General features: G+C 75.2%; 21 protein-coding genes. 10 read left to right on the top strand and 11 right to left on the bottom strand.

Annotated elements, in window-relative coordinates:
* Positions 1–106: 106 nt before the first annotated feature.
* On the bottom strand, positions 107–979 hold the full coding sequence (locus tag ACFYML_RS21875) for a M23 family metallopeptidase (protein ID WP_387422405.1): 873 nt from the start codon (positions 977–979) through the stop codon (positions 107–109).
* Between the two features lie 170 nt (positions 980–1,149).
* Between ACFYML_RS21875 and ACFYML_RS21870 the strand changes: the two genes are divergently transcribed.
* Positions 1,150–3,174: a BTAD domain-containing putative transcriptional regulator gene (locus ACFYML_RS21870; RefSeq protein WP_387422404.1), complete on the top strand. Its 2,025-nt coding sequence runs from the start codon at positions 1,150–1,152 to the stop codon at positions 3,172–3,174.
* A 107-nt stretch (positions 3,175–3,281) separates the two neighbouring features.
* Here ACFYML_RS21870 and ACFYML_RS21865 read toward each other — a convergent pair whose 3' ends face one another.
* The 3 genes from ACFYML_RS21865 to ACFYML_RS21855 form a co-directional block, all read right to left on the bottom strand.
* Positions 3,282–4,259, bottom strand: coding sequence for a carbohydrate kinase family protein (locus tag ACFYML_RS21865; RefSeq protein WP_357435063.1), 978 nt, complete (start codon positions 4,257–4,259; stop codon positions 3,282–3,284).
* A gap of 223 nt (positions 4,260–4,482) precedes the next feature.
* Positions 4,483–4,851: an iron-sulfur cluster insertion protein ErpA gene (gene erpA / locus ACFYML_RS21860; protein ID WP_073833647.1), complete on the bottom strand. Its 369-nt coding sequence runs from the start codon at positions 4,849–4,851 to the stop codon at positions 4,483–4,485.
* A 164-nt stretch (positions 4,852–5,015) separates the two neighbouring features.
* Positions 5,016–6,152 carry a glycerate kinase gene (locus tag ACFYML_RS21855; protein WP_387422402.1) on the bottom strand — a complete coding sequence of 379 codons (1,137 nt, stop codon included), beginning with the start codon at positions 6,150–6,152 and terminating at the stop codon, positions 5,016–5,018.
* A gap of 68 nt (positions 6,153–6,220) precedes the next feature.
* Between ACFYML_RS21855 and nadA the strand changes: the two genes are divergently transcribed.
* The 3 genes from nadA to ACFYML_RS21840 all read left to right on the top strand — a co-directional run bounded on the left by nadA (position 6,221) and on the right by ACFYML_RS21840 (position 9,649).
* Positions 6,221–7,396 (top strand): quinolinate synthase NadA, encoded by a 1,176-nt coding sequence (gene nadA / locus ACFYML_RS21850; RefSeq protein WP_387422401.1) that lies wholly within the window; start codon positions 6,221–6,223, stop codon positions 7,394–7,396.
* A 213-nt stretch (positions 7,397–7,609) separates the two neighbouring features.
* The gene (gene murA / locus ACFYML_RS21845) at positions 7,610–8,965 is read left to right on the top strand and encodes a UDP-N-acetylglucosamine 1-carboxyvinyltransferase (protein ID WP_387422400.1); all 1,356 of its coding nucleotides are present in this window, start codon (positions 7,610–7,612) and stop codon (positions 8,963–8,965) included.
* Between the two features lie 75 nt (positions 8,966–9,040).
* A complete protein-coding gene (locus ACFYML_RS21840; protein WP_387422399.1) occupies positions 9,041–9,649 on the top strand; it encodes a DUF3043 domain-containing protein in 609 nt (202 codons plus the stop codon).
* Between the two features lie 52 nt (positions 9,650–9,701).
* On the opposite strand, the gene ACFYML_RS21835 is transcribed toward ACFYML_RS21840, so the two are convergent.
* On the bottom strand, positions 9,702–10,010 hold the full coding sequence (locus ACFYML_RS21835; RefSeq protein WP_387422398.1) for an AzlD domain-containing protein: 309 nt from the start codon (positions 10,008–10,010) through the stop codon (positions 9,702–9,704).
* Positions 10,004–10,813 (bottom strand): AzlC family ABC transporter permease, encoded by an 810-nt coding sequence (locus tag ACFYML_RS21830; RefSeq protein WP_387422397.1) that lies wholly within the window; start codon positions 10,811–10,813, stop codon positions 10,004–10,006. The genes ACFYML_RS21835 and ACFYML_RS21830 overlap by 7 nt, the downstream gene beginning before the upstream one ends.
* A gap of 66 nt (positions 10,814–10,879) precedes the next feature.
* Between ACFYML_RS21830 and ACFYML_RS21825 the strand changes: the two genes are divergently transcribed.
* Positions 10,880–11,440, top strand: coding sequence for an XRE family transcriptional regulator (locus ACFYML_RS21825; RefSeq protein WP_357435053.1), 561 nt, complete (start codon positions 10,880–10,882; stop codon positions 11,438–11,440).
* A 438-nt stretch (positions 11,441–11,878) separates the two neighbouring features.
* Here the strand turns inward: ACFYML_RS21825 and ACFYML_RS21820 are convergent, their stop codons facing one another.
* The 3 genes from ACFYML_RS21820 to ACFYML_RS21810 form a co-directional block, all read right to left on the bottom strand.
* Positions 11,879–12,868, bottom strand: coding sequence for an ATP-binding cassette domain-containing protein (locus ACFYML_RS21820; RefSeq protein WP_387422396.1), 990 nt, complete (start codon positions 12,866–12,868; stop codon positions 11,879–11,881).
* Positions 12,865–13,656, bottom strand: coding sequence for an ABC transporter permease (locus ACFYML_RS21815; RefSeq protein WP_387422434.1), 792 nt, complete (start codon positions 13,654–13,656; stop codon positions 12,865–12,867). The genes ACFYML_RS21820 and ACFYML_RS21815 overlap by 4 nt, the downstream gene beginning before the upstream one ends.
* 85 nt (positions 13,657–13,741) lie before the next feature.
* A complete protein-coding gene (locus tag ACFYML_RS21810; protein ID WP_387422395.1) occupies positions 13,742–14,593 on the bottom strand; it encodes an ABC transporter permease in 852 nt (283 codons plus the stop codon).
* A 161-nt stretch (positions 14,594–14,754) separates the two neighbouring features.
* Between ACFYML_RS21810 and ACFYML_RS21805 the strand changes: the two genes are divergently transcribed.
* Together ACFYML_RS21805 and ACFYML_RS21800 are read left to right on the top strand one after the other, a co-directional pair.
* A complete protein-coding gene (locus ACFYML_RS21805; RefSeq protein WP_387422394.1) occupies positions 14,755–18,990 on the top strand; it encodes a WG repeat-containing protein in 4,236 nt (1,411 codons plus the stop codon).
* A gap of 88 nt (positions 18,991–19,078) precedes the next feature.
* Complete coding sequence (locus ACFYML_RS21800) at positions 19,079–20,077, top strand: aldo/keto reductase family protein (RefSeq protein WP_387422393.1); 999 nt, start codon at positions 19,079–19,081, stop codon at positions 20,075–20,077.
* 103 nt (positions 20,078–20,180) lie between these two features.
* On the opposite strand, the gene ACFYML_RS21795 is transcribed toward ACFYML_RS21800, so the two are convergent.
* Together ACFYML_RS21795 and ACFYML_RS21790 are read right to left on the bottom strand one after the other, a co-directional pair.
* A complete protein-coding gene (locus ACFYML_RS21795; protein WP_387422392.1) occupies positions 20,181–20,975 on the bottom strand; it encodes a site-2 protease family protein in 795 nt (264 codons plus the stop codon).
* Positions 20,975–21,175, bottom strand: a complete 201-nt coding sequence (locus ACFYML_RS21790) for a hypothetical protein (RefSeq protein ID WP_073833657.1) — start codon at positions 21,173–21,175, stop codon at positions 20,975–20,977. The genes ACFYML_RS21795 and ACFYML_RS21790 overlap by 1 nt, the downstream gene beginning before the upstream one ends.
* A 135-nt stretch (positions 21,176–21,310) precedes the next feature.
* Between ACFYML_RS21790 and ACFYML_RS21785 the strand changes: the two genes are divergently transcribed.
* The 3 genes from ACFYML_RS21785 to ACFYML_RS21775 all read left to right on the top strand — a co-directional run bounded on the left by ACFYML_RS21785 (position 21,311) and on the right by ACFYML_RS21775 (position 26,216).
* Positions 21,311–23,431, top strand: coding sequence for a protein kinase (locus tag ACFYML_RS21785; RefSeq protein ID WP_387422391.1), 2,121 nt, complete (start codon positions 21,311–21,313; stop codon positions 23,429–23,431).
* Positions 23,432–23,515: 84 nt separating this feature from the next.
* A complete protein-coding gene (locus tag ACFYML_RS21780) occupies positions 23,516–25,453 on the top strand; it encodes a bifunctional adenosylcobinamide kinase/adenosylcobinamide-phosphate guanylyltransferase (protein WP_387422390.1) in 1,938 nt (645 codons plus the stop codon).
* The gene (locus ACFYML_RS21775; RefSeq protein ID WP_387422389.1) at positions 25,443–26,216 is read left to right on the top strand and encodes an adenosylcobinamide-GDP ribazoletransferase; all 774 of its coding nucleotides are present in this window, start codon (positions 25,443–25,445) and stop codon (positions 26,214–26,216) included. Before ACFYML_RS21780 ends, ACFYML_RS21775 begins: the two co-directional genes overlap by 11 nt.
* The last annotated feature ends 34 nt before the right edge of the window (positions 26,217–26,250 follow it).

The following is a 26,250-nucleotide window of genomic DNA, read 5'->3' as shown; positions in this document are numbered from 1 at the left end:
CCACCCCGGTCCACGCCGATGATCAAGAGGTTTGCGTCACGGACGGGCGGCCCGACGCAAACCTCTTGATCAACGCCAGCGGATCGACCGAGCGCGGGTCGGGGTGTCAGCCGCAGTGCTCGAAGGGAGAGGTGTAGCTGGCGCCACCGGTGCTGCCGCCCCACTTCACGCAGCCCGGCGCCGTACGGATCACCGGCCCCGCGTAGTACGAGTAGCTGCCGGAGTCCGTTGATCTCGTCGAGCCCTGTGGTTCGAGGAAGGCGCTCGTGGCGGTGGCCGTGCCGACGTTCGCCATCTTCAGGGTGACCACGCAGTTCTGGCTGGTGGAGCCCTTCCACAGCAGGTTGGCGGTGCCGGCCGAACCGAGCGCCTTCGAGTCGGTGACCTCGAACCCGGCGCCACACACCTCCGCCGGGTCGTAGGAGGTGGCACAGTTCCGGCTGGTCACCGAGGCGTCCGGGTAGGAGAAGGTGGAGCCGTTGAAGACGGCCTTGATGATGTGCGACTGGGAACGGTCCGGGTAGCGCACCTCGTAGTGCAGGTGCGGGGAGATGTTGTTGCCCGACCTGCTGGTGTTGCCGACCGCCCCGATGACCTGGCCACGCAGGACCGACTCCCCGGCGGCCACCGCCCGCTTGTCGAGGTGCGCGTAGTACGTGTAGTACCCACCGCCGTGATTGAGCACGATCAGGTTGCCGTACCCGTTGAGCTCGCCCTGGTGGGCGGAGACCTCGACCGTGCCGGCGGCCGCGGCCACCACGGTGTCACCAAGATCCGCGGACGCGGTGGACCCGCGGTTGAAGTCGATCTCCCACGACACGTGCGCACTGCTGTTGCTGCTGTTGCCCTGCCAGGTCTGCCCGCACGGGAAGGGGAGCTGGAAGGCCGGCGCGGCGTGCGCCGGGTTCGCGATCAGGAGGGTCCCCGCGATACCGATGACGAAGGCGCTCACGGCCCGCAGCAGATGGCGTAGTCGCATCTGGCCGTCCTTTCCGTAGCTGCTCTGGGCACCCAGGCTCGCCCGGCCACCTCCAGCCCGACTCCACATTCCCTACAATCGATCGATGTCCGACCGGCGGTCGCCACTGACCCGCCCGGTTGCCCCCGCGTAGGCTCCAAAGACGATCAAGGATCGTGGGCGGTGTAGCGATGCCAGAAGGACTTGAGCTGCGCATACTTGGTCCACTGGAGTTGCTGCGCGACGGCGTTCCCGTCCCGCTGGCCGGGGTGAAACCCCGCCAGTTGCTCGCCACGCTCGCCCTCCGACATCGACGGACGGTCGCGGTGGAGCACCTGATCGAGGTGCTCTGGCCGCAGGACCCACCCCGCTCGGCGGTGGCCAACGTGCACACGTACGTCCATGCCCTGCGCACCCACCTCGGCGGGGCCCGGCTGCGCCGGCAACCGCCCGGCTACCGGCTGCTGCTGGGCCCCGCCGAACTCGACGTGGCCCGCTTCGACGAGGACGCCCGGGCCACCGACCCGGCTCGGCTGGACGCCGCCTTGGCGCTGTGGCGGGGCGATCCGATGGAGAACCTGCCGCACTCGCCGCTGTGGCGGCCCGAGGTGGAGCGCCTGGTCGAACGCTGGCGGCTGCTGCGGGAGCAGCGCGCCCGGGTACGCATCGAGTCCGGCGATCCGGCCGGGGCGATCGCCGACCTACGGGCGCTGGTGACCGAGGATCCGTTGCGGGAAGAGGCCTGGCGACTGCTGGTCACCGCGCTCGAGGCGACCGGCCGCCGGGCGGAAGCGCTGTCGACGTACTCCAGCGCCCGCCGCTTCCTGGTGGAAGAACTGGGCATCGAGCCCAGCGAGCCGCTCCGCCGGTTGCACCGCAGCCTGCTGACCCAGGACGCACCGGCGGCCCCGGCCCGGTTGGACAGCGTCGCGGCCACGATGCTGCGCGGGTTCGCCCTGCTCAACCTCGGGCCGGCACCCGGCTGGGTGGCGGCGGCCCTGGTGGACCGGGACGACGCCCAGACGGTGCTGGACAACCTGGAGCGCGGCCGGCTGGTACGCCGGATCGGCCGGGACGAGCTGGGGCAACCGCGGTTCGTGCTGTCGATCGTCGCCAGCCTGCTGGCCCCGGAGCTGCCCGACCCGGCCGACGAGGCGATGCTGTGCCGGGTACTCGGCGGCTACCTCGACCTGGCCGGGCGGGCCGCGCAGGGCCTGCCGGCCCAGATCTTCGGGCCCGGGGTGAGCGTCGCGGCCCGCTGGCCGGTACCCGCCGCTGCCGAGCTGACCAAGGATCCGGTCGCCTGGTTCACGGTCGAGCGGCAGGCATTGCTCGCCGCCGTCGACCTGGCCGCCCGGCTGGGCCGCTCCGAACTGGCCTGGGAGTTCGCGCACGCCATGCTGCCCTGGTGCGACCTCGGCGGCCACAGCGCCGAGTGGGAGCAGAGCCATCGCACCGCGCTCGACGTCTGCCGGCGCACCGGGGACCTGCTCGGCGAGGCGGTGAGCCTGCGCGGTCTCGGGCAGCTGCACCTGTACCGCGACCGGTACGGCGCCGCCGCCGAGGCGTTCAGCCGGGCCCGGCTGGCGTACGCCCGGCTGGGCAACACGTACGGCGAGGCGGGCGCCCTGGCCGGGCTGGGCTCGGTGCACCGGCTACGCGGCGACCACGACGCCGCGTACGACTGCTACCAGCAGGCGTTGGCGTCCTACCTGGCGGTCGGCGACCGGCACGGACAGGCGTACGTGCACGGGGCACTGGCCCAGGTGTGGCTGGCCCGCCGGAACCCGGCCGAAGCGCTCCGCTCGCTGAACGCCGGCCTGCCGCTCGCCACCGAACTGGACGACCAGCACCGGGTGGCGCACCTGTTGCACCGGCTCGGGCTGGTCCGGGTGGCGCTCGACGAGGCGGCGGCCGCCCGGGACTGCTTCAGCACCGCGCTCGACCGGTTCACCGCCCTCGGCGACGCGCACGGTCAGGCGTACTGCCTCAGCGACCTGGCCGAACTGGAGCAGGGTGCCGCGGCGATCACTCGGCTCGGCCGGGCGCTGGAGGTCTTCGAGCAGATCGGCGACCGCCGCGGCCAGGAGCAGACCGCCCGGCGCCTCGGTGAGCTGCACCGGGCGGCCGGGCGGGACCGGCTCGGCGACGCCTATCTGGCCGAGGCGCGCCGGCTGCGCTCCATTGTCGAGGACGAGATGAACCGCGCCGGCTGAGCTGCCCGCCCGCCGCGCGATCCGGGCAGTTTCCCGGAAAGAGGGCTCATTCTCCGCGCGATGGCCACTCTTTCCGCGCAGGAGCGCCCGGGCCGGTGGGCCGGAGGTCACGGCAGCAGGTACGGCCGGACGTCTTCGGCGGCCGCGTCCCCGTACGACTCGGCGAGCCGCTTGACGAACAGGTCCCGGCGGACCTCGTACTCCTGGCCGCCGAAGTTCTCCAGCACGAGGGTGGCGAGCAGGCAGCCCACCTGGGCGGCCCGCTCCAGGTTGACGCCCCAGTCGAGGGCGGCGAAGAAGCCGGCCCGGAAGCCGTCGCCGACGCCGGTCGGGTCGACCGCCTGCATCTCCCGGGCGATCGGCACGTGGATGGTGCCGATGTCCCGGCCGGCGATCTCCACGCCCTGCTTGCCCAGCGTGGTGACCCGCACCCGCACCCGGTCCAGCAGCTGCGCGTCGGTCAGCCCGGCCTTGCTCTGCAGCAGCGACTTCTCGTACTCGTTGGTCATCAGGTAGTCGGCGCCGTCGACCAGGCCGAGCACGTCGCCGCCGTCCATCCGGGCGAGCTGCTGCGACGGGTCGGCCACGAACGCGTACCCCCGCTCCCGGCACTCGGTCGAGTGGCGGATCATCGCGGCCGGGTCGTTGGCGCTGACCAGCACCAGGTCCAGGCCGCCGAGGCGGTCGGCCACCGGGGCCAGCTCGATGTTGCGGGCCTCGCTCATCGCGCCGGCGTAGAACGAGGCGATCTGGCACATGTCGGTGTCGGTGGTGCAGACGAACCGGGCGGTGTGCGCCACCTCGCTGACGTGCACCGAGTCGCAGTCCACGCCGTGCCGTTCGAGCCAGGAGCGGTAGTCGGCGAAGTCCGCGCCGACCGCGCCGAGCAGCACCGGACGCAGGCCGAGCTGGGCCATGCCGAAGGCGATGTTGGCGGCGGTGCCTCCGCGCCGGAGCACCAGCTCGTCGACGAGGAAGGACAGCGACACCTTGTCCAACTGGTCGGCGATGAGCTGGTCGGCGAACCGGCCGGGGAAGCTCATCAGGTGGTCGGTCGCGATCGAACCGGTCACGGCGATCTTCATGTCAACCCTCGCGGTCGGGAGCACGGCGCGGGTCAGCCTACCGGTCACTCAGCCCGGGCGGACCGGGGTCGGTCGACAACCGGTCATACTCCGCACGTACGAAGGTCACCGCGTGGACACCTGCCGGAGGCGGAGACAGCACGGCGGGACCACCCGGTGAGGGGAGGTCCCGCCGTGTCCGTATGTCAGCCGTCGTGGCCCGTCCGGGCCGGCCGGCGTCGACTCAGCTGAACGAGTCGCCGCAGGCGCAGGAGTTGCCGGCGTTGGGGTTGTCGATGGTGAAGCCCTGGGCGTCGATCCGGTCGGCGAAGTCGATGGTCGCGCCGGCCAGGTAGGGGGCGCTCATCCGGTCGACGACGACCTCGACACCGTCGAAGTCGGTGACGATGTCACCGTCGAGCGACCGCTCGTCGAAGAAGAGCTGGTACCGCAGGCCGGAGCAGCCGCCCGGCTGCACCGCGACCCGGAGCCGCAGGTCGTCGCGGCCTTCCTGCTCGATCAGGGCCTTGACCTTCTGCGCCGCGACGTCGGTGAGGACGACGGTGCTGGGGGCCTTGGCCTCGGTCGACTCGGTCTGCGCTGGCGTGGTCACGTGGAAATCTCCCTGCGCGTGTGGGTCCGGACGCACTGGCCAACATTTCCCGTCGCCCAGTCATTCCCGGTGTGGTCCAGATCCGATCGTACGCCGCCCCGCCGCGCGCCACCCCCGGTGGCGTGATCCGCGGCGGGTGAGCCGCGCCGCAGGCCAGGCAGCGGTCAGCGGCTCCACTGCCGGGCCAGGCGGGCGCCGAGCGCGCGCAGCCCCTCGGCGGGCCGGTCCAGCGCCGCCGCCGCCCCGCCGCGCTCCTCGCCGCCGAAGTGCTCCACCAGGCTGTACGCCTCGGTCACGCCCGCCGCGGCGGCCTCCCGCCGCCCGGTGCTCACCCGGCCGGCCAGCACCACGCAGGGCACCCCGCGGTCCCGGGCCGCCCCGGCCACCCCGGCGACCACCTTGCCGCGCAGCGACTGGTGGTCGAAGGAGCCCTCCCCCGTGATCACCAGGTCGGCGGCGTCCAGCGCCGCGTCCAGCCCGATGGCCCGGCTGACCAGCCCGATGCCGGACTCGCACCGGCCGCCGAGGGCGAGCACCGCCGCGCCGAGCCCGCCGGCCGTCCCGGCGCCGGGCCGTGCGGCGAAGCCGGGCGGGCAGTCGGGCAGCTCGCGTTCCAGCACCTCGGCCCAGCGCTCGAGAGCGCCGTCGAGCAGCAGGACGTCCTCCCGCGTGGCGCCCTTCTGCGGGCCGTAGACGTTGCTGGCGCCGTGCAGCCCGAGCAGCGGGTTGTCGACGTCGGTGGCGGCGATCAGGGTGGCGCCGCGGACCCGGGGCGCGCCGTCCAGCGCGGCCACCGCGGCCAGCGCCGCCCCGCCGTACGGCAGGGCGCGGCCCGCCTCGTCCAGCGCGGTGACGCCGAGCGGGATGAGCATCCCGGCGCCCCCGTCGTTGGTGGCGGAGCCGCCGAGCCCGATCACCAGGGTCCGCGCCCCCGCCTCGACCGCCGCGGCCACCAGCAGCCCCAGCCCGTACGAGGTGGTGGCCTTCGGGTCCCGCTCGGCGGCCGACAGCAGGTGCAGCCCGCACGCCTGGGCGCTCTCCAGGTAGGCGGTGCCGTCGTCGGTGAGCAGGATCTCACCGGCGGCGGGGCGGCCGAGCGGGTCGACGGTCGGGACCGGCAGCCGCCGCCCGCCGAGCGCCTCGGCGAGGACGGCGACGAACCCGGGCCCGCCGTCGGCGAGCGGCCGGAGCAGCAGCTCGTCCCCGGGGGCCATGGTCCGCCAGCCCTCGGCCACCGCGGCGGCCACCTCCTGAGCCGGCAGCGTGCCGGCGAACTTGTCCGGACAGAGCAGCACGCGCATGCCGAGCAGTGTGGCAGGCCACACCGACGGTGGTCGTACGCCGGGCGCGCTGTGGGACCATGGGGGGCGTGACTTCGACCTGGGTTGAGCCCTCCAACACCGCCACCGCGCTGCTGCTCCTCGGCCGCGGCAGCGACCCCGCCACCGAACGCGGCGTGGAGTGTCCGGGTGACCTCCCCGCGCCGAGCGACCCGGACCTGGTGGCCCGGGCGGCGGCCGCCAAGGCCGCGCTGGGCACGAAGGTCTTCGTGCTGGGCCACCACTACCAGCGCGACGAGGTGATCCAGTTCGCCGACGTGACCGGCGACTCGTTCAAGTTGGCCCGGGAGGCGGCGGCCCGCCCCGACGCGGAGTACATCGTCTTCTGCGGCGTGCACTTCATGGCGGAGAGCGCGGACATCCTGACCTCGGACAGCCAGCAGGTGATCCTGCCCGACCTCGCCGCCGGCTGCTCGATGGCCGACATGGCGCTGCTGTCGCAGGTCGAGACCGCCTGGGACGTGCTGGCCGAGCTGGGCGTGGCGCAGGACACCGTCCCGGTGACCTACATGAACTCCTCGGCGGACATCAAGGGCTTCGTCGGCCGGCACGGCGGCGTGGTCTGCACCTCGTCGAACGCGAAGCGGGCGCTGGACTGGGCGTACCAGCAGGGGTCGAAGGTGCTCTTCCTGCCCGACCAGCACCTCGGCCGCAACACCGCGGTGCTGGAGATGGGCTACTCGCTGGACGACTGCGTCCTCTACGACCCGCACAAGCCGAACGGCGGGCTGACCCCGGAGCAGCTCCGCGACGCGAAGATGATCCTGTGGCGCGGGCACTGCTCGGTGCACGGCCGGTTCACGCTGGACAGCGTCAACGACGTCCGAGAGCGGGTGCCGGGGGTCAACGTGCTGGTCCACCCGGAGTGCCGGCACGAGGTGGTGACCGCCGCCGACCACGTGGGTTCGACCGAGTACATCATCAAGACCATCGAGGCGGCCCCGGCCGGCTCGGCGTGGGCGGTCGGCACCGAGCTGAATCTGGTCCGTCGGCTGGCGTTGGCCCACCCGGACAAGCAGATCATGTTCCTGGACCGGGCGGTCTGCTACTGCTCGACGATGAACCGGATCGATCTGCCGCACCTGGTGTGGGCCCTGGAGGAGCTGGTGGCCGGTCGGGTCGTCAACCAGATCACCGTCGACCCGGACACCGCGCGGCACGCCCGGGCGGCGCTGGACCAGATGCTCGCACTCCCCGGCGCTTGATCACCCTCGGTCACATCACTGGTACGGAAACGCACCGGACACCCCGGTTCGTGCCCTCGCTGGTGATGTGACCGATTCCATTCTCGTCACGGAGGGCTATGCTGCCGGGGCGACGAAAGACGCGGGTCGTTTTCCTGCGGCCCCATTCTGGGTAGCGATGCACATCGTGAGCCCGATCATCTGCACGGAAGTACCAACGCGCTGGAGGTTGCGTTGACCGACGACGTCCTGGTCGTACACGGAGGCACTCCGCTCGAAGGGCGGATCCGCGTGCGCGGCGCGAAGAATCTCGTGTCCAAGGCGATGGTCGCCGCCCTCCTGGGTGACACCCCCAGCCGGCTGTTCGACGTGCCGCGGATCCGGGACGTCGAGGTGGTCCGCGGGCTGCTCGGCCTGCACGGCGTCAAGGTCAGTGACGGCGAGGAGGACGGCGAGCTCATCTTCGACCCGTCCAACGTCGAGAGCGCCAGCACCGACCAGATCAACGTGCACGCCGGCTCCAGCCGGATCCCGATCCTGTTCTGCGGCCCGCTGCTGCACCGGCTCGGCCACGCCTTCATCCCGGACCTGGGCGGCTGCCACATCGGGCCGCGCCCGATCGACTTCCACCTGCAGGCCCTGCGCGAGTTCGGCGCGACCGTCGACAAGCGGCCGGAGGGGCTGCACCTGTCCGCCCCGAACGGGCTGCACGGCACGAAGTTCGCCCTGCCGTACCCGAGCGTCGGCGCCACGGAGCAGGTACTGCTCACCGCGGTGATGGCCGAGGGCGTCACCGAGCTGCGCAACGCCGCCGTCGAGCCGGAGATCATCGACCTGATCTGCGTGCTGCAGAAGATGGGCGCGATCATCAAGGTGCACACCGACCGGGTGATCGAGATCCAGGGCGTACCGAAGCTGCACGGCTACACCCACCGGCCGATCCCCGACCGGATCGAGGCGGCGAGCTGGGCGGCGGCCGCGCTGGCCACCCGCGGCCACGTCGAGGTGCTGGGCGCCCAGCAGGCCGACATGATGACCTTCCTGAACATCTTCCGCTCGGTCGGCGGCGAGTACGAGGTGACCGACCTCCGGCCGCCGCGGGCCGACCGGCCGGGCCAGGAGGGCGGCATCCGGTTCTGGCACCCGGGTGGCGAGCTGAAGTCGGTCGCCCTCGAGACCGACGTGCACCCCGGCTTCATGACCGACTGGCAGCAGCCGCTCGTGGTCGCGCTGACCCAGGCCCGGGGGCTGTCGATCGTCCACGAGACGGTGTACGAGCAGCGGCTCGGCTACACCACGGCGCTCAACTCGATGGGCGCCAACATCCAGGTCTACCGGGACTGCCTGGGCGGCACCCCGTGCCGCTTCGGCCGCCGCAACTTCAAGCACTCCGCGGTGATCGCCGGCCCGAGCAAGCTGCACGCGGCCGATCTGGTCATCCCGGACCTGCGGGCCGGTTTCAGTCACCTGATCGCGGCGCTGGCCGCCGAGGGCACCTCCCGGGTGTACGGCGTCGACCTGATCAACCGGGGCTACGAGGACTTCGAAGCCAAGCTGGCCAACCTCGGCGCACACGCAGAGCGTCCGTAACATCACACTGCGTTTTCCGCGCCCGGTGCACCCGCGATGTGCACCGGGCGCGGCTGTTTGGCTACCCTTCACGACGTGCCGTCGCTGTTTCGTCGTAAGCCCGCCGACCTCGTCGAGGAATCCGTCACCACGGTGACGACCGACGAGGCGTCCGCCGCTGCCCCGTCCCGGGGCCACACCCCGAGCAAGAAGGAACTGGGCGTGGTGACGCCCAAGCGGCCCACCGCCGGCCGCCGACCGGGCGCGCCGAGCAAGCCGCTGACCAAGGAGGAGGCGCGGGAGCAGCGCCGGACGGCCCGCGCCGAGGCGGCGGCCGAGTTCCGCCGCGAGGGCGGCCCGCGCGACCGGGGCCCCGAGCGGCTGCTGGCCCGCAACGTGGTGGACTCCCGGCGTACCGTCGGCACCTGGTTCTTCGGCGGCGCGCTGATCGTGCTGCTCGGCTCCAACCAGGCCATGCCGCCGATCGTGCGGCTGATCTCCAACCTGCTGTGGGGTGCGCTGGCACTCGGCGTGGTGATCGACTCGGTCCTGATCTCCCGCAAGATCAAGAAGCTGGTCCGCGAGCGCTACCCGAAGAGCACCGAGAAGCTGGGCTCGCTCTACCTCTACGCGATCATGCGGTCGATCACGTTCCGCAAGATGCGCGCCCCCGCACCCCAGGTGAACGTCGGCGACAAGATCTGAGCCCTTCCGGCCCGTACGCGGCCCCTTCCCGCACTCGCGGGGAGGGGCCGCGTCATGCCACCCCGAGCAGGCGCAGCAGCGCGGTGGTGCCGGCCGCCGCGACCACGACCAGCACGAAGGGCGCCCGTCGCCAGGCGAGCAGCAGCCCGACCAGCACCCCCGCGGGCCGGGCGTAGCCGGCGAAGCCGCCAGCCTCGGTCAGTGCCGCGGTCGCGGCGAGGGCGGCCAGCAGGGCGGCGGCAGCCACCGGCAACAGGTGCCGGGCCCAATCGGGCAACTCCACCCGGTCGCGCAGCAGCACTCCGGCGACCCGGAAGCCGTACGTGCCGACGGCCAGGGCGAGGATCACGGCGATCAGCACGGCGCCTCCCCGGCCCGGACCACCGGCCCGGCGTGGTGGGCGGGGTCCGGTGCGGCCCCGTGCGGGCCGGGCCGGCCGTGCTGCTCCGGGCCGGCCACGGCCGTCCCGTCGGGCACCTGGTCGGCGCTGCTCGCGCCACGGCCGCGGAGTGCGGGCACGATCAGGGCGACGAGCGCGAGCAGCACCGGCACCCCGGCCGGCAGCACCGGGGTGGCCAGCACCGCCAGCCCGGCGCCGGCCAGCGCGACCCGGCGGGTGTCCCGGTCGCGCAGGCTCGGCAGCAGCAGGGCGGCCAGCCCGGCCGGGAAGGCGGCGTCGAGCCCCAGGACAGCCGGGTCGCTCACCGCGCCGCCGGCGAGCACGCCGAGCAGGGTGCCGGCGTTCCAGGCCAGGAAGAGCAGCGCCCCGGCGAGCCAGAACGCCCGACGGCGTCCGGGCCCGGCCGGTCGGGCCAGGGCGAAGGCGGTCGCCTCGTCGGTCATCAGGTGGCTGCCGAGCAGCCGCTGCCAGCGCCGTCGCCCGAGGGTGCCGCCGAGAGCCAGCCCGAACGGCAGGTGCCGGGCGTTGAGCAGGAGGCCGGCGAGAACGGCGGCGACCGGGCTGCCTGCGGCGACCAGACCCACCGCCATGAACTGCGCGCCGCCTGCGTAGAGGAACACGGACATGGCGAGGGTCGCCCAGGCCGGGAGGCCGGCGGCCACCGCCACGGCGCCGAACGAGGCGCCCACGGCGAGCATGGCCGCCCCGATGGCGGCGACGTCGCGGAGCACCGCCCGATCGGCCGTTCGATATGCCGTACGCATGTCCATTATCCTGAACACGACAGCACGCGTTCGTCAAACCGAACAAACCGACCTCTGGAGCGAACAATGGCCGTCGACCCCGCTCCCCCGCTGGCCACCATCGCGGCCGCGCTGCGCCGCGAGCGCGACCGGGCCGGGATCTCGCTGACCGAGCTCGCCCGCCGGGCCGGCATCGCCAAGTCCACCCTGTCCCAGTTGGAGTCCGGGGTCGGCAACCCGAGCGTCGAGACGCTGTGGGCGCTGGGGGTGGCGCTGGGCGTGCCGTTCAGCCGGCTGGTCGAGCCACCCACGGCCGCCGTCCGGGTGGTCCGCGCCGGCGAGGGCCCGCGGATCCGGTCCGAGCACGCCGACTTCAGCGCCACGCTGCTCGCCGCCGGAGCGCCGCACGCCCGCCGCGACGTCTACGTGATGGAGCTGGAGCCGGGTGCGGTGCGGGTGGCCGAGTCGCACACCCCGCGCAGCGTCGAGCATGTCGTGGTCGCCGCCGGACGGATGCGCCTCGGCCCGGAGTCCGACCTGGTCGAGCTGGGTCCAGGCGACTACGCCACATTCCCCGGTGACACGCCGCACCGGTACGAGGCCCTGGTCCCGGGCACTTTCGCGGTGCTGGTGATGGAGCACCCGTGAGCCGGTGACGGCCCGGCCGGCACGGTCCGCTCCCGCCGTCGCGGGCCACCGGGCCGGGCGCCCGGTGGGCGGCCCCGGGGGGCGCCGGCTGACGTGCGGCGCCGGCCGCGCACCGACCGCGATCACGCTGAGTGACAGCATGCCAGGCCCACAACCTCCACCCACCCCGCCTTTGCTCTGCAGCCACGCACGCAGCGGTCACGCACGGTTCTCGGCTGCGTATCTGGCTGCAGAGCAAAGGCGGGCGACGGAGGGGTCTGCTGCGGCCCCTGCTTCACGGCTTTCCGCTGGTCATCCAGCTAAGGCGGCAGCAGCCCCGCGCGGGGCCGCCGCTATCGCCGTCACGCCGCGTGACATCAGGCCTCCGACGGCGGCTGTCACCCGCAGTTGTCGAATCACACCAGGCGGCACCTGGCGACGCGCGCCGGTGGGCCCCTGCTACTCGGTCACCCGCACCTGCTCACCGACCTCGGCCGGGGCGCGGTAGAGCCGGGCGACGACCTCCTCGATGTCCGGCTCGACGATCGCGATGTCCCGCAACGCGGCCAGGCCGGCCAGCCCGGCCACCACCTCGGCGACGGTCGCCGACTCCAGCACGAAGACCAGCCGGTGCCCGTCCGCCTCCACCCGCTGCAACGGGGCGCCGGGCAGTGCCGGCGGCTCGGGCAGCGCGGTGTCCAGCTCGGCGACGACCATCCGGCGGGAGCCGTACCGGCTGTGCAGGGCGGCGATCGAGCCGTCGTGCACCACCCGGCCGTGGTCGATCACCACCAAGCGCCGGCAGAGCCGCTCGATGTCGGCTAGGTCGTGGGTGGTGAGCACCAGCGTGGTGTCGCCCGCCCGGCCCAGCTCAGCCAGGAAGCCGCGGACCGCCTGCTTGCTCACCACGTCCAGCCCGATGGTCGGCTCGTCGAGGAAGAGCACCTCCGGGCCGTGCAGCAGCGCGGCGGTCAGCTCGCCACGCATCCGCTGGCCGAGGGAGAGCTGCCGGACCGGGGTGTCCAGGAACTCGTCGAGGTCGAGCAGGCTCCGGCACCGGGCCAGCCGGGCCGCGTGCTCGCCCGCGGGCACCCGGTAGACGTGCCGGAGCAGCTCGAACGAGTCGCGCAGCGGCAGGTCCCACCAGAGCTGCGAGCGCTGGCCGAAGACCACGCCGATGCGCAGCGCCAGCCGGGTACGCTCGGCCACCGGGCGCAGCCCGCACACCCGGGCCTCCCCCGCCGACGGCATCAACACGCCGGTGAGCATCTTCAGCGTGGTCGACTTCCCGGCGCCGTTCGGGCCGATGTAGCCGAGCATCTCGCCGCGCTCGACCCGCAGGTCGACCCCGTCGACCGCGGTGACCGTCCGCTTCTCCCGGCGCAGCCGGCCCGCCTTGATCCGGACCGTGAACTCCTTGCGCAGCCCGCGCATCTCGATGACGCTCATGACCCCGTACTCCGGTAGTGACGGATCCCGACCCGCCAGGCCAGGGTGGCGATCGCCGCGGCGACCACCGCGACGCCCGGCGCCACCCAGCCGACCCAGCCGGGCAGGCCGAGCGGGTCGGCCCGGCCGAGCAGCGCCAGCGCCGGGTGGTAGCTGACGAAGGCGAACCCCATCCCGTACGCGAAGAGCGCCCGGAACCAGCTGCCGTAGACGGTGACCGGGTACGAGGTGAAGTCACGCCCGCCATAGGTGACCGAGTTGGCCAGCTCACCGGAGTCGATCCAGTAGAACGACACGGTGGCCGTGGTGACGAAGACCGAACCGAAGAAGACCACCGCGGCGAGCGGGGCGACCACCGCCAGCGCCACCCGCTCCGGCGTCCACTGGATGCCGGCCGAGGCGAGCGCCACCACCAGCACGGCCAGCCCGAAGACCGCCCGGGAGACCTTGCGCAGGGGCAGGTCCATAAGCAGCAACTGGGGCAGCGCGGCCAGTGGGCGGACCAGCACGGCGTCGAAGAGGCCGGTGCGGACGTACCGGGGCAGCCGCTCGATGTTGCCGACCAGCAGGTCCGCGGTGGCGAACGCGAACGACGACAGGCCGACGATCACCAGCGTCTCGCGGAGCGTGAAGCCGCCGAGCTCGCGGGTGACCCCGAAGAGCACCAGCACGGTGACCACGTCGAACACCGTGGCCCCGACGTTGCCGACCAGGTCCACCACGAAGGACGCCCGGTACGCGGCCTGCGACCGGGCCTGCGCGCCGAGCAGCGCCCGGTACGCGGCCAGCCCGGGCGGTCGCCGGTCCGCATCGCCCGGCCACACCGGTCCACTCTCCACGGCCGACCGGCCCGGGCCGGTCAGCGTCCCCGGCTCAGCCACCCTGCACCACCAGGCGGCGCTCGGCTCGGCGCTGCACCAGGCGGCACAGGGCGAGCAGCGCCACGGCCCAGCCGAGCTGCACCCCGACCAGGCCGAACTGCATCGCTGCCGGGTCCCGTTCGACCAGCACGTCGAGCGGGATCTGGAGCAGGCTCGGGAACGGAGTCCCGTACCGCAGCCCGGCCTCCAGCCAGCCGGGCAGGAAGCCCAGCGGGAAGTAGAGGCCGGCGAGCACGCCGGAGCAGAGCGTCCACAGGATCAGCGGACCCCGGACGTCCTGCAACCAGTACGCGGTGGCGTTGACCAGGTATCGGCAGCCGAAGCAGACCACCACGGCGAGCAGCACGGAGAGCGCGAAGAGCGGCAGGGTGGCCCAGCGGCGGGGCAGGTACACGTCGAAGAAGAGCAGGCCGATCAGCACCGGCGGCAGCAGCCGGGACAGCGAGGCGAACCCGGCGCGGCCCAGGTCGGTGGCGAAGTAGCTGGTCACCGGGTGGATCGGACGGAGCAGGTCGGCGGCGATCTCGCCGGTCCGGATCCGGTCGGCCAGCTCGGTCCAACCCCAGATCGCGACCACCGCCAGCAGCCCCTGCCCGACCCAGACGAAGGTGGCGAGCTGGGCGCGGTCGTAGCCGGCGACCCGGCCCGCCGCGCCGGCGGCCGCGACGAAGATGTAGTAGCGCAGGAAGCCGAAAACGCTGTTGGTGACCACTCCCGCCACGGCGGCCTGGCGATAGGTGGCGTGACGCCGAAACCCAGATCCCACTATGGCGCCGAATGTCCGAAACCATCGGGTAACGTTTGAGTCCGTGGGCGGTGCCACAGTGGCGGTGACAGAGCCCACGCCGCTACCCTCCTTCCGCAGCCACGACGTGCCGGACCGGGCGACTCTACCGGCGCGCCGGGGCCCCGGCGCGACAATTTCCAACGAGGTGACATCGCCGTGAGCGAGCGACGCGAGCCGGCCCGGGGGCCGCGCCGCGCCGACGGCGACGGGACCTGCCGATGAGCGGCTGGGACCAGTGGCGCGAGCCGGCCGAACCGTCCTGGGCCGCCGAACCCACCCACGAGTGGCGTCCACAGTTCCCGGGCCAGCGCTACCCCGGTGACATCGGCATCGAGTACCTGACCTCACCCGCGCCGCGCGGCCGGGCCGTCGTCGGCCGGGCCGAGGTGCCCGTCAGCCCCGCACCGGCCGAGGACCCGTACCCCGTCAGCCCGGCGGGCCCGGACGAGCGGCGCGGCGGCCACCCGGTGAGCCCGGCAGGCCCGGACGGCCGGCGCGGCGCCCACCCGGTGAGCCCGGCAGGCCCGGACGGCGGGCGCGGCGCGTACCCGGTGAGCCCGGCGGGCCCGGACGAGCGGCGTGGCGGCTTCCCGGGACCGCGCGGTCCGGGCGAGCGGCGCGGGCACCCGGACGGGCGCGGCGCGGAGGAGCCGCACCCGGACGGGCGGCGGGCGTGGGCGGACCGGCGCGCCCCTGGCGACGAACCCCGGCGCGGCCCGGTGCCGCACCCCGGCGACCGGTACGACCCGCACGAGCGGACCCCGGAGCGCGCCGCGGGCCGGCCCGACGACCGGTACGACCAGCGGTGGGTGCACCCCGAGCCAGGACGGCGGACGCCGGACGCGCAGCGGCCGGTCTCCCCCGCGCCCGAGCCCGGCTGGCTCCCGGAGCCCGGCGAGTTCCCGCCCCGTCCCCAGCCGCAAGCGCCCTGGTCGGAGCCGCGCCGGGGCCCGGCCGCCGGGCGACCCAACGGCGCACCGCCAGGCCCGATGGACCGGCGGCAGCCGGGGTACGACGGCCCGGCCGACCAGCGGCGCCCGGCATCCGACGGCCCGGTCGACCGGCGGGAGCGCGGCTTCGACCGCCCCACCGACCGGCGCGACCCGAGCTTCGGGCCCCCCACCGACCGGCGCGGCCCCGCCTTCGGGCCCCCGGCGGACCGGCCCGACCCGGGCTTCGACGGTCCGCCCCGCCGTGAACGGGACCCCGGCTTCGACGGGCCACGCCGCCAGCCCGACCCGCGCCGGGAGGCCGCCGCGCGGGCCGAGACGTACCGGGACGCGCCGGACGGCCCGCGCCGGCCGGTGGATCCGTACCGGCCGGAGCCCGGCCGGTACGACGAACCGCAGCCCGCCGCTTTCGGACCGGGCGACCGGTGGGACGGCCGGCGCCCCCCGGGCGATCCCGCGCGCCCACGGACCGAGGAGCGGTCGGTCGGCGAGCGCCGGCCCCGGACCGAGCCGGCCGGGTACCGGCCCGACGAGCGGCACCGCCCGCCGGCCGTCCCCGACCGCCCCCGCCCGGACGGGCCGCCGCCGCGCCCCGGCGACGAGGCCCGGTACGACGCCCGCCGTCCCGACCCGGCCGCTCAGCGTCCGCACCCCGAGCCGGTCGGCCCGCGGGCTGAGGACGGGGCGGCGTTCCGCCCCGACCCGTGGCAAGGTCGCCCGGCCGAGCCCGGTCCGGCACGCCCCGGCGGCTGGCGTCCGCCGGCCGACCCGGCCGCCCGGGCCCGCCCCGACGCCGTACGGGAAGGACCGACGCCGGCTCGCCCCGAAGAGGTACGCTCCGCGACGCCGTCCGCGCCGACCCCGCCCGACGAGGTACGCGGCCGGTCGGCACCCGCCGAACCCCGGCCGGTCTCCGGCGTGCCCGCGCACCCGGCCCCACCGCCCGCGGCGCCCACTCCGGCCGCCGCGCCCCCGCCCGCCGAGGCTCCGGTCTCCAGCCCGCCCGTCGCCACTCCGGCCGTCGGACCGGCTGCTCCGGCCGAGGTCAAGAGCGCGGCGGCACGCCCGCCCGTACCGGCGCCACCCGTGTCTCCGGCACCAACCGGACCCGGCACGGCCACGCCCCCGGCGGCCGGCCCGGCCCCGTCCACTGCCGCGCCTCCGGCACCGGCCACCGGCCTGCCCCGGCGGCCGGCACCCACCGCCGAGGCAGGGCCGGCGGGCACCTCGACGTCCGGGGAGGCGGCCGACGGTGTGGCTCCGACGTCGGCCACGGTGGAGGACGGCGGCGACCGCCCCGAGGCGGCGGGGCCGGACCGGCCGGGCCACGACGGGGCCAGCCGGGTGGTCGAGGAGGTGCAGGCCTGGTTCCGGCCGAGCCACCCCGCACCGCCGCCCGCCGCCCCGGCGGACGAGGCTGCCCCGGTGGACGAGGCGGCCCCGGAGGCCGCCGCGGAGCCCGAGTCCGGAACCCCCGCCGCCCCTGCGCCGCCGGAGTACGCCGCGCCCACCACTTTGGAACCAACTGCTTCGGAGGCCGCCCCCCAAGCGGAGCCGGAAGCCCCCGCAGTCGCCGCTCCGCCCGGGTCGGCGCCAGCCGCTCCGGACGCTGCCGTCCAGCCCCGACCGGAACACCACGCACCGTCCGCCCCGGCCGCCGACGCTTCCGCCCAGACCGGTTCGGCGGGCACGGCGCCCTCGCTGCGGCCCGGGTCGGGCCCGCCTGCCGAGCCCGGCACACCGCCGGTGTCGGCGCCTCCGGCCCAGGTCGCCGCACCCTCGGCGCCTCCGGTCCCGGCCGCCGCACCCTCGGCGTCGGCAGGTCCGGCCGACGTGCCCCCACCGGCAACGCCACCCGCGTCGGCACCACCGACCCAGGTCGCCGCACCACCGATGCAGGTGTCCGCACCACCCGCGCAGGTCTCCGCACCACCCGCGCAGGTCTCCGCACCACCCGCGCAGGTCTCCGCACCACCGATGCAGGTCTCCGCACCACCCGCGCAGGTCTCCGCACCACCGATGCAGGTCTCCGCACCACCGGCCCAGGTCTCCGCACCACCGGCCCAGGTCTCCGCACCACCCGCCCAGGTCTCCGCACCACCGGCGCAGGTGTCCGCACCACCCGCGCAGGCTTCGGCGTCGGCGGCGTCGGCGGAGCGGCCGACGGCGGAGACCGAACCGCAGGAGCCACGCCCGGCGGACCCGGAGCAGGCGCTGGCCGCGTTCCGGTGGCGGCTGCACCCGGAGACGCTGCGTGAGGAGGCTCCCGATCCGGAGGCGCTGCGCGAGGTCCGGGAGGGGCTCACCACGAAGCTCGGCAGCGCGCTGGACAACCGCAGCCGGGCCCGGCTGCTGAGCCTGCGGTCGGTGACGTCCCGGATCCTCGGCGAGTTGGACGACGCCGTCGCCGACGCCCGGCTCGCCCTCACGTACGCGGACGCCACCGGCGAGCTGCGGCGGACCGCGCTGGCCCGCGCGCGGCTGGCCGAGGTGCTGCGCTGGCGGGGCGAGCACGCGGAGGCCGACCGGCTCTTCGCCGAGGCCAACTCGCCGGAGCTGCCCGACCGGCTGCGCGCGGCGCTGCACGAGCACGCCGGCCGGTCCTGCTACGACCAGGGCCGGCTGACCGAGGCGTGCCTGCACTTCGAGCGCGCCCTGGACCTGCGCCAGGCCGAGGACGCCGAACTGAACGCGCGTACGGCGATGGCGCTGGACGCGGTCGCCGCGCGGGCCGCGACGGACGGCTTCGGGCCGAAGCCGCGGAGCCGGGAGGCGATCCTGGGCCGCGAGCGGTACCCGGTGCCGACCTTCGACGAGCAGCAGGAGCTGTGGGGGTACGCGGACGAGGCGGGCGAGCTGGTGGTCGAGCACCGGTACGCCGAGGTGCAGCCGTTCCGCGAGGGTGTGGCCTGGGTACGCCGGCCGGAGGCGTCCCGCTGGGCGCTGATCGACACCACGGGCGCGGCGCTGATCGAGGCGAACAACGGCTACCGGGCGGTCGGCTCGTTCTCCGAGGGTCTGGCCTGGGTGTCGATGGACGGCAAGGGCCGGTGGATGGCGATCGACCCCACCAACATCGTGAAGATCCCGCCAGGGTTCGAGGACGTGCGACCGTTCCGGGGGGGCCTGGCGGCGGTCCGCCAGAGCGGCGGCTGGGGCGCCGTCGACCTGACCGGTCAGATCGTCGTGCCGACCCGCTACCACGGCTTCACCACCGCCCTGGCCGACGGCCGTCAGGTGGACGGCTTCACCGAGGAGGGGCTGGCCGTGGTGGAGCTGGCCGGTCGTCGGGGGGTGGTGGACCGCAGCGGCCGGGTGCTGGTCCCGCCGGCGTACCCGGCGCTGGTCGTGCACCCGGTCGCCTTCCTGGTCGGCGACGGGTCGGGCCGCTGGGGCGCGCTGGACCGCCGGGGCGAGCCGCTGATCGACCCGGTGCATCCCGGCCGCGCGGCGGTGATCGCCGAGATCGACCGGCTGCTCGCCGACACGACACCGGTGCTCTGACCCCCGCATCACGCCGCCTGCCCGGCTGCGCGTCACACCCGCGTCGCGCCTCGGCGCGGCCATGATCCGGCGGGGCTAGGGTCGAGGCATGGAATTCCGACACCTAGGCCGCTCGGGCCTGATGGTCAGCGAGATCTCGTACGGCAACTGGATCACTCACGGCTCGCAGGTCGAGGAGCAGGCCGCGGCCGCCTGTGTGCGGGCCGCCCTGGACACCGGCATCACCACCTTCGACACCGCCGACGTGTACGCCGGCACCAAGGCCGAGGAGGTGCTCGGCCGCGCGCTCAAGGACGAGCGCCGCGAGGGGCTGGAGATCTTCACCAAGGTCTTCTGGCCGACCGGCCCGGGGCGCAACGACCGCGGCCTGTCCCGCAAGCACATCATGGAGTCGATCAACGGCTCGCTGCGCCGCCTGCAGACCGACTACGTGGACCTCTACCAGGCCCACCGGTACGACTACAGCACCCCGCTGGAGGAGACGATGGAGGCTTTCGCCGACGTCGTGCACTCCGGCAAGGCGCACTACATCGGCGTCTCGGAGTGGAAGGCGTCGCAGATCCGCGAGGCCCACCAGCTCGCCCGCGAGCTGCGCATCCCGCTGGTCTCCAGCCAGCCGCAGTACTCGATGCTGTGGCGGGTCATCGAGACCGAGGTGATCCCCACCTGCGAGGAGCTGGGCGTCGGCCAGATCGTCTGGTCGCCGATGGCGCAGGGCGTCCTGTCCGGCAAGTACCTGCCGGGCCAGCCGCCGCCGGTCGGCTCCCGGGCCACCGACGAGAAGTCGGGTGCCGGGTTCATCGCCAAGTGGCTCGGCGACGAGGTGCTCACCCGGGTGCAGCGGCTCAAGCCGCTGGCCGAGCAGGCCGGGCTGACCATGCCGCAGCTCGCCATCGCCTGGGTGCTGCAGAACCCGAACGTCTCCTCGGCAATCGTCGGGGCGTCCCGGCCCGAGCAGGTGCACGACAACGTCAAGGCGGCGGGCGTGAAGCTCGACGCCGACCTGCTCAAGGCGATCGACGAGATCGTCGAGCCGGTCACCGAGCGGGACCCGGCGAAGACCGAGAGCCCGGCGCAGCGCCCGTGACGCTCTCCCCGGGCCGGCGCGGCCACCGCGCCGGCCCGGGCCCCTTCCCGGGTACGCCGGGGCATGGCCGCCCCGCCGCTGCGCGGCGGCTCCCGCCGCCCGGTCAGCCCCGCCAGAATCGGATCAGCTCGAACCCGAGTGCGTAGAGCTGGGGCGGCAGCCCGAGGAAATCCGCCACGCTGAAGAGCGCGCCGAAGAACCAGCCGTTGATCCGCGGGCTCCACAGCAGCGCGAACAGCAGGATGAAGCCGTACGGGGCGAACAGGTCGTACATCCGGCGGTACTGCGGGCCGAGCCACGGCTGGATCATGTTGCCGCCGTCCAGCCCGGGCACCGGCAGCAGGTTGAGCACGCTGGCGGTGAGCTGGAGGAACGCCAGCAGCCCCACCCCGGCCCAGAACTGCAGCGGACCGACGTTGCCGTACCCGAGCCACAGCGCCGCCACCAGGACCAGGGTGAACAGCACGTTGGTGGCCGGACCGGCCAGGCTGACCAGGGTGTGCCGCAGCCGGCCGGGGATGGCGTGCCGGTCGACCCAGACCGCCCCGCCGGGCAGGCCGATGCCGCCGAGCAGCACCACCACCACGGGCAGCACGATCGACAGCAGCGGGTTGGTGTACTTCAGCGGGTTGAGCGTCAGGTAGCCGCGGTGGGCGATGTCCCGGTCGCCGGCGCGGTAGGCGACCACCGCGTGGGCGTACTCGTGCAGGCAGAGCGAGACCAGCCAGCCCGAGACCGCGAAGAGGAAGACGTCGAACCGGACGTTGCCGTAGCCGTGCCAGGTCATCACCCCGCTGACCACGAAGAGCGCGACCAGGGCGAGGAAGATCGGGCTGGGCCGGAACGCCGCGCGGGGCACCCCGAGCACCAGCGGTTCGCCGGGGCGGTCGTAGCCCATCACTGGGCCGGGGGCAGCAGGCTCATCCGGTATTCCACCCGGTCGTCCTCGACGAGCGCGACGGAGGTGACGCCGGACGCCGCGAGCTCCCGCCAGGTCTGGCCGATCCACGACTCGGCGTCCGCCTGGCTGCTGAACGACTCGGTCGGCCCGTCGACCGATTCGCCGTTCGCGCCCTCGTACCGCCAGCTCCACGCCATGCCGCGTCTCCCCTCGCCGCCGTCGTTCCTGGGACGGAACCCCCGCAAGCGTAGTCGGCCGCACGCGGGCACCACGTTCCGGACGGGGCCGCCGCTGGATCATGGCGCCCGCCGGGCGGCCGGTACGGTGGCCCGGTGCTGACTGAAGGAGTCGTGCTCCGCGACCGCTACCGGCTGAACGAACGCATCGCGACCGGCGGCATGGGGGCCGTCTGGAAGTGCACCGACACCCTGCTGGGTCGCGAGGTCGCGGTGAAGGTGCTGCTGCCGTCGCTGGTCGCCGACCCCGAGTTCACCACCCGCTTCCAGGCCGAGGCCCGGATGCTGGCCGCGTTGCGGCACCCCGGCATCGTGCAGGTGCACGACGCCGGCTCCGCCACGCTCGCCGACGGCAGCCAGGTCAGCTACCTGGTGATGGAGTACGTCGACGGAGATCCGCTGGTGGCCTGGATCCGCCAGGCCGGCCGGCTCGACCCGGCGTCCACCATGTCGGTGGTGGCGCAGGCCGCCCACGCGCTGCACGCCGCCCACCTCGCCGGAATCGTGCACCGGGACGTCAAGCCGGGGAACCTGCTGGTCAAGCGGGACGGCACAGTGGTGCTGGTCGACTTCGGGATCGCCCGGGCCAGCACCATGGCGGGGATCACGGCCGCGCACATGGTGCTCGGCACCGCCTCGTACATGTCGCCGGAACAGGCCACCGGCCAGGCCGTGTCGGCCGCCACCGACGTGTACGCGCTCGGCGCGGTCGCCTACTTCTGTCTGGCCGGCCGGCCGCCGTTCGACGGCGACAACCCGCTCCAGGTGGCGCTGCGGCACGCCCAGGACGAGCCGCCACCGCTGCCGGTGGGCACGCCCCCGGCGGTGGTCGAGGTGGTCCGCCGGGCGCTGGCGAAGCGCCCCGCCGACCGGTACCCGACCGCGCTCGCCCTGGCCGAGGCGGCCCAGGACGTCCGGGACGCCACGCTGGCCAGCGTGCCCGTCCCGGCCCGCCCGCCGTGGGCGGTGGCCGGCCCGGCCGTGCCGGGGCCCGCCGTGCTCCCGACGCCGGACGCCCCGGCCGCTCCCGATTCGCCTGCCACGACCGGTCCCGGCGCCGCGGTCCCGGGCCCCGCCGGCGGTACCCCGCCGGGCAGGCCCGTCCCCGACGGATCCCCGATCGGCCCAGTGTCCGCTGCCGGCCCGGCCGGGGCGGCACCCACCGGCCCTGCTCCGGCGCCCGTTCGTGGACCGGCCACCCCGGCCTTCGCCCCGGGCCCGGGGTATTCCGGCCCGGTCGCGGGGGGCGCTCCCGGGGTCGCCGTCCCCGGGCCGGGAGACGGCCCGCTCGGCAGGACCAGCCCGGCCGCCGGTGCCGCCCCCGGTGCGGGCCCCGGCACCGGCGGCTCGGCCGGGCCGCACCGCCATCCCGCCGCCGGGCCCGCGGGTCCGGCCCCGGCCGGTCCGGCCTGGTCGGTCGGGGTCGCGCACCCCGGTCCGCGCCCCGGTGGGTACGGCCCGGAACAGGACCGGCACGCCGGCTCGGGCGTACCGCCGACGCTGGAGGAGCCGCCGGGGCGCCGGGGGCGGGGGCGGGTCCTCGCCCTGGCCGGCGCGGCGGGCGTCGTCCTCGTCGCGCTGGCGACCGCCTTGGCGGTGGCGGCGCTGCGTCCCGACGACCAGGCCCCGTCGGGCGACCGGACGGCGCTGACCGGCGAGTCGGCCCCGGCCGACTCCGGGCAGCCGGAGCCGGCGGCCACCGGGGCGGCCCCCGAGTCGCCGGTGAGCCCCACCGGGCGGCCCGGCCGGTCGCCCTCGGCCACGCCGAGCCGCTCCGCGCCCGGTGCCACCGTTCCGTCGGCCGGCACATCGTCGGCACCGACCGCCGGCGCCACCGGCACACCGAAGCCGACGAAGACCACGACCGCACCGCAGAAGCCCAACCCGTACACGGCCGGACAGGCGTGCGGCAGCGGGTACCAGGTGATCGACTCGGCGACGCTGACCGCGAACGGCGTCCGCAAGGGTCGGGTCTACCTGCTCTACAACACGGCCAGCGGGGCCAACTGCGTGGTCACGCTCAAGGACACCGACGTCGGCCGGGCCACCACGGTGTCGGCCTACCTGGAGGTGCAGGGGAAGACCCGCGTGACCGACCGCGGGGCGTTCGAGTACTACGCCGGGCCGGTCCGCGCCGGTGCCGCCGGGGCCTGCGTGAAGTGGGGCGGGTCGGCCGGCGGGGCGAGCTACGGCAGCGCCTTCGAGCACTGCGACTGAGCCCGCCCGGCCGCCCCGGGCAGCCCGCCGGTCACCGTCCGGGCCGGCAGGCGGTGACCGGCCGGGCGGCCGTAAGGTACGGGCATGTCCGTTGACGGGTGGAACACACTCCTGGTGCTCGGCGGTATCCGGTCCGGCAAGTCCGAGTTCGCGGAATCGCTGGTCGCCGACGCGCCCACGGTCCGGTACGTGGCCACCGCCCCCGAGGGGGACCCGGAGGACACCGAGTGGGCGACCCGCCTGGCGGCGCACCGGGCCCGCCGGCCGGGGAGCTGGACCACCGAGGAGACCGCTGCCGACCCGGGCCGGCTGGCCGACGTGATCGCGGCGGCCGGGCCGAACGAGACGCTGCTCGTGGACGACCTCGGCGGCTGGGTGACCGTGCTGCTCGACCCGGCCCACCAGCCCGCCGACGACTCCGCCACCATCGCCGAGCTGGCGGCGGCGGTCCGGGGCAGCGCCGCCCGGCTGCTGCTGGTCAGCCCGGAGGTGGGGCTCTCCCTGGTGCCGACCACCCCGCTGGGCCGGGCGTTCACCGACGCGCTCGGCGCGACCAACCGGGCGGTCGCTGACGCCTGCGACGCGGTGGTGCTGGTGGTGGCCGGTCAGGCCGCGTGGCTGAAGCCGGCCGGCGCGCCGCCGCGCCCCACCGTGTCGGCGCCGGCCGGCCCCGGCCAGGCGGGCGCCGCCGCCGGGGCGCCGGCGCAGCCGGACGAGGCGCTGCCCGAGGTGCTCACCCCGGCCGTGGCGCCCGCACCGAGCCCCGCCCACGCCGGGGAGCCCACCGCCTGGGCCGCCCCCACCATGGCGCTGCCGATGATCGCCACCGGCCTGGTCATCCAGCCCGGCATGGAACTGCCGATGCCCGACGAGTACGCGGGCCCGCAGGCGATCGACCGGCTCGCCACCCTGGACCTCCCCGGCGCCGGCCTCGGCGTGCTGGACCGGGTGGTCGGCTTCGCCGCCGCCACCCAGGGCACCCCGACCCCCGCGCCGTGGAGCTCGGTGCGCGTCCTGCTGCTGCACGGTGACCACGCCGGCGGGGCGTCGGCCGGGGTGGCCTCCGGCGAGTCGGCCCGCCGCGCCCGGCAGGCCCGGGCCGGCCAGGGGGCGCTCGCCCGGCTCGCCGCCGAGTGCGGGGCCAGCCTCCAGGTGGTCGAGGCGCCCGCCTCCGCCGCCATGGAGGACGGGCCGGCGCTCTCCGCCGAGCAGGTCGAGTCGGCCCTGCGGTACGGCTGGCGGCTGGCCGAGCAGGCCGCCGACACCGGCGTACACGTCCTGGTGCTGGCGGCGTGCGGCGCAGGCACCGAGGCGGCGGCCGCGGCGGTGCTGGCGGCGACGGCTGGCGCGGAGCCCCCGGCGGTGCTGGGCCGGGTGATCAGCGAGCAGGGCCTGATCGACGACGCGGCCTGGATGGCCCGCTGCGCGGCGGTCCGGGACGCCCTGCACCGCACCCGCCGCAGCTCCCGGGACGCCAAGGAGGTGCTGGCCGAGCTCGGCGGCGGCGACATCGCGATGGCCACCGGCGTGCTGCTCGGGGCGACCGCCCGCCGCATACCGGTGCTGCTGGACGGGCCGGTCGGGGTGGCCGCCGGCCTGGTCAGCCGCGACCTGGCCGGGCAGGCCCGGCACTGGTGCCTGCTGCCCGACCACGGCGGGCAGCCAGCCGTGCGGCTCGCCGCCGACGTGCTCGGCCTGACCCCGCTGGTGGACCTGCGGCTCAACCTGGGCGAGGGGGCCACCGCGCTGGCCACCCTGCCGCTGTTGAACTCGATGCTGGCGCTCGCCGCCGGCCTGCCGGTGCACCCGGCACTGCGCGGCGGCGCGGACGACGAGGAGTTCGCCGAGCCGGAGCCGGCCGGCCCCGGGCCCACCACCACCGAGCCGGAGCCCGTTCCGCCCCCCTTCGAGCCGGAGTTCGCCGAGCCGGAGCCCACCGGGCCGGGACCCAGCAGGCCCGCTACCGCGGAGCCGGACGAGCCGGTCGCGGTGCCGGAGTCCGCCGACCGGCGTGCCGACTGAGCCCCGGCTCGCGGACGGGATCCGGCTGGCGGTCACCACCTTCACCACACTGCCGGTGCGCGCCGGTCGGGTCGACCGGGCCGCGGCCGGCACCGCGATGGCGCTCGCCCCGGCGGTCGGGGCACTGCTCGGCGCGTTCCTCGCGGCGGTGCTGCTGCTGACCGCCGCCCTCGCTCCCCCGCTGGTCGCCGCCGGGATCACCGTCGGGCTCGGCGCGCTGCTCACCCGGGGCCTGCACCTGGACGGGCTGGCCGACACCGTGGACGCGCTGGGGTCGTACCGGCGGGGCGCGGCGGCGCTGGAGATCATGAAGAAGCCGGACGTCGGCCCGTTCGGGGTGGTCGCGCTGGTGGTCGTACTGCTGCTGCAGGCGGCGGTGCTCGCGGAGCTGGCCGGGCGGTCGTGGCCGGCTGCGCTCGCCGCGGTGGCCGCCGCCACCGCCGCCGGTCGGCTCGGGGTGGCGCTGGCCTGCCGGCGCGGGGTGCCGGCGGCCCGGCCGGAGGGGCTGGGCGCGCTGGTGGCCGGCACGGTGGGGCCGGTCACCCTGGTGGTCGGCACGGCCGCCGTCGCGCTGCTGGCCGTGCCGGCGGTGCCGGGCCGTCCATGGCAGGGGCCGCTCGCCGTCGTCGCGGCGCTCGCCGTCGCGGCCGGGCTCCTCACCCACGTGGTACGCCGGCTCGGCGGGATCACCGGGGACGTGCTCGGGGCCACCGTGGAGATCACCACCACGCTGGTCTACCTGGGACTGGCGCTGTCCGGCTGAGCGTCACCCGTCCGGGCAGGTAGCGTTCGGGACG

Origin of the sequence: Micromonospora sp. NPDC007230, assembly GCF_042869115.1 — a bacterium.
Classification (GTDB): domain Bacteria; phylum Actinomycetota; class Actinomycetes; order Mycobacteriales; family Micromonosporaceae; genus Micromonospora.
Note: the sequence above shows the minus strand (reverse complement) of the source record. Positions and strands in the feature narration are given on the sequence as shown.

What these genes read in the sequence shown, in the direction of transcription:
- ACFYML_RS21875 (WP_387422405.1), bottom strand. Translation starts at nt 979, where the DNA reads ATGCGACTACGCCATCTGCTGCGGGCCGTGAGCGCCTTCGTCATCGGT.
- ACFYML_RS21870 (WP_387422404.1), top strand. Translation starts at nt 1,150, where the DNA reads ATGCCAGAAGGACTTGAGCTGCGCATACTTGGTCCACTGGAGTTGCTG.
- ACFYML_RS21865 (WP_357435063.1), bottom strand. Translation starts at nt 4,259, where the DNA reads ATGAAGATCGCCGTGACCGGTTCGATCGCGACCGACCACCTGATGAGC.
- ACFYML_RS21855 (WP_387422402.1), bottom strand. Translation starts at nt 6,152, where the DNA reads ATGCGCGTGCTGCTCTGTCCGGACAAGTTCGCCGGCACGCTGCCGGCT.
- ACFYML_RS21830 (WP_387422397.1), bottom strand. Translation starts at nt 10,813, where the DNA reads ATGCGTACGGCATATCGAACGGCCGATCGGGCGGTGCTCCGCGACGTC.
- ACFYML_RS21825 (WP_357435053.1), top strand. Translation starts at nt 10,880, where the DNA reads ATGGCCGTCGACCCCGCTCCCCCGCTGGCCACCATCGCGGCCGCGCTG.
- ACFYML_RS21820 (WP_387422396.1), bottom strand. Translation starts at nt 12,868, where the DNA reads ATGAGCGTCATCGAGATGCGCGGGCTGCGCAAGGAGTTCACGGTCCGG.
- ACFYML_RS21805 (WP_387422394.1), top strand. Translation starts at nt 14,755, where the DNA reads ATGAGCGGCTGGGACCAGTGGCGCGAGCCGGCCGAACCGTCCTGGGCC.
- ACFYML_RS21800 (WP_387422393.1), top strand. Translation starts at nt 19,079, where the DNA reads ATGGAATTCCGACACCTAGGCCGCTCGGGCCTGATGGTCAGCGAGATC.
- ACFYML_RS21795 (WP_387422392.1), bottom strand. Translation starts at nt 20,975, where the DNA reads ATGGGCTACGACCGCCCCGGCGAACCGCTGGTGCTCGGGGTGCCCCGC.
- ACFYML_RS21790 (WP_073833657.1), bottom strand. Translation starts at nt 21,175, where the DNA reads ATGGCGTGGAGCTGGCGGTACGAGGGCGCGAACGGCGAATCGGTCGAC.
- ACFYML_RS21780 (WP_387422390.1), top strand. Translation starts at nt 23,516, where the DNA reads ATGTCCGTTGACGGGTGGAACACACTCCTGGTGCTCGGCGGTATCCGG.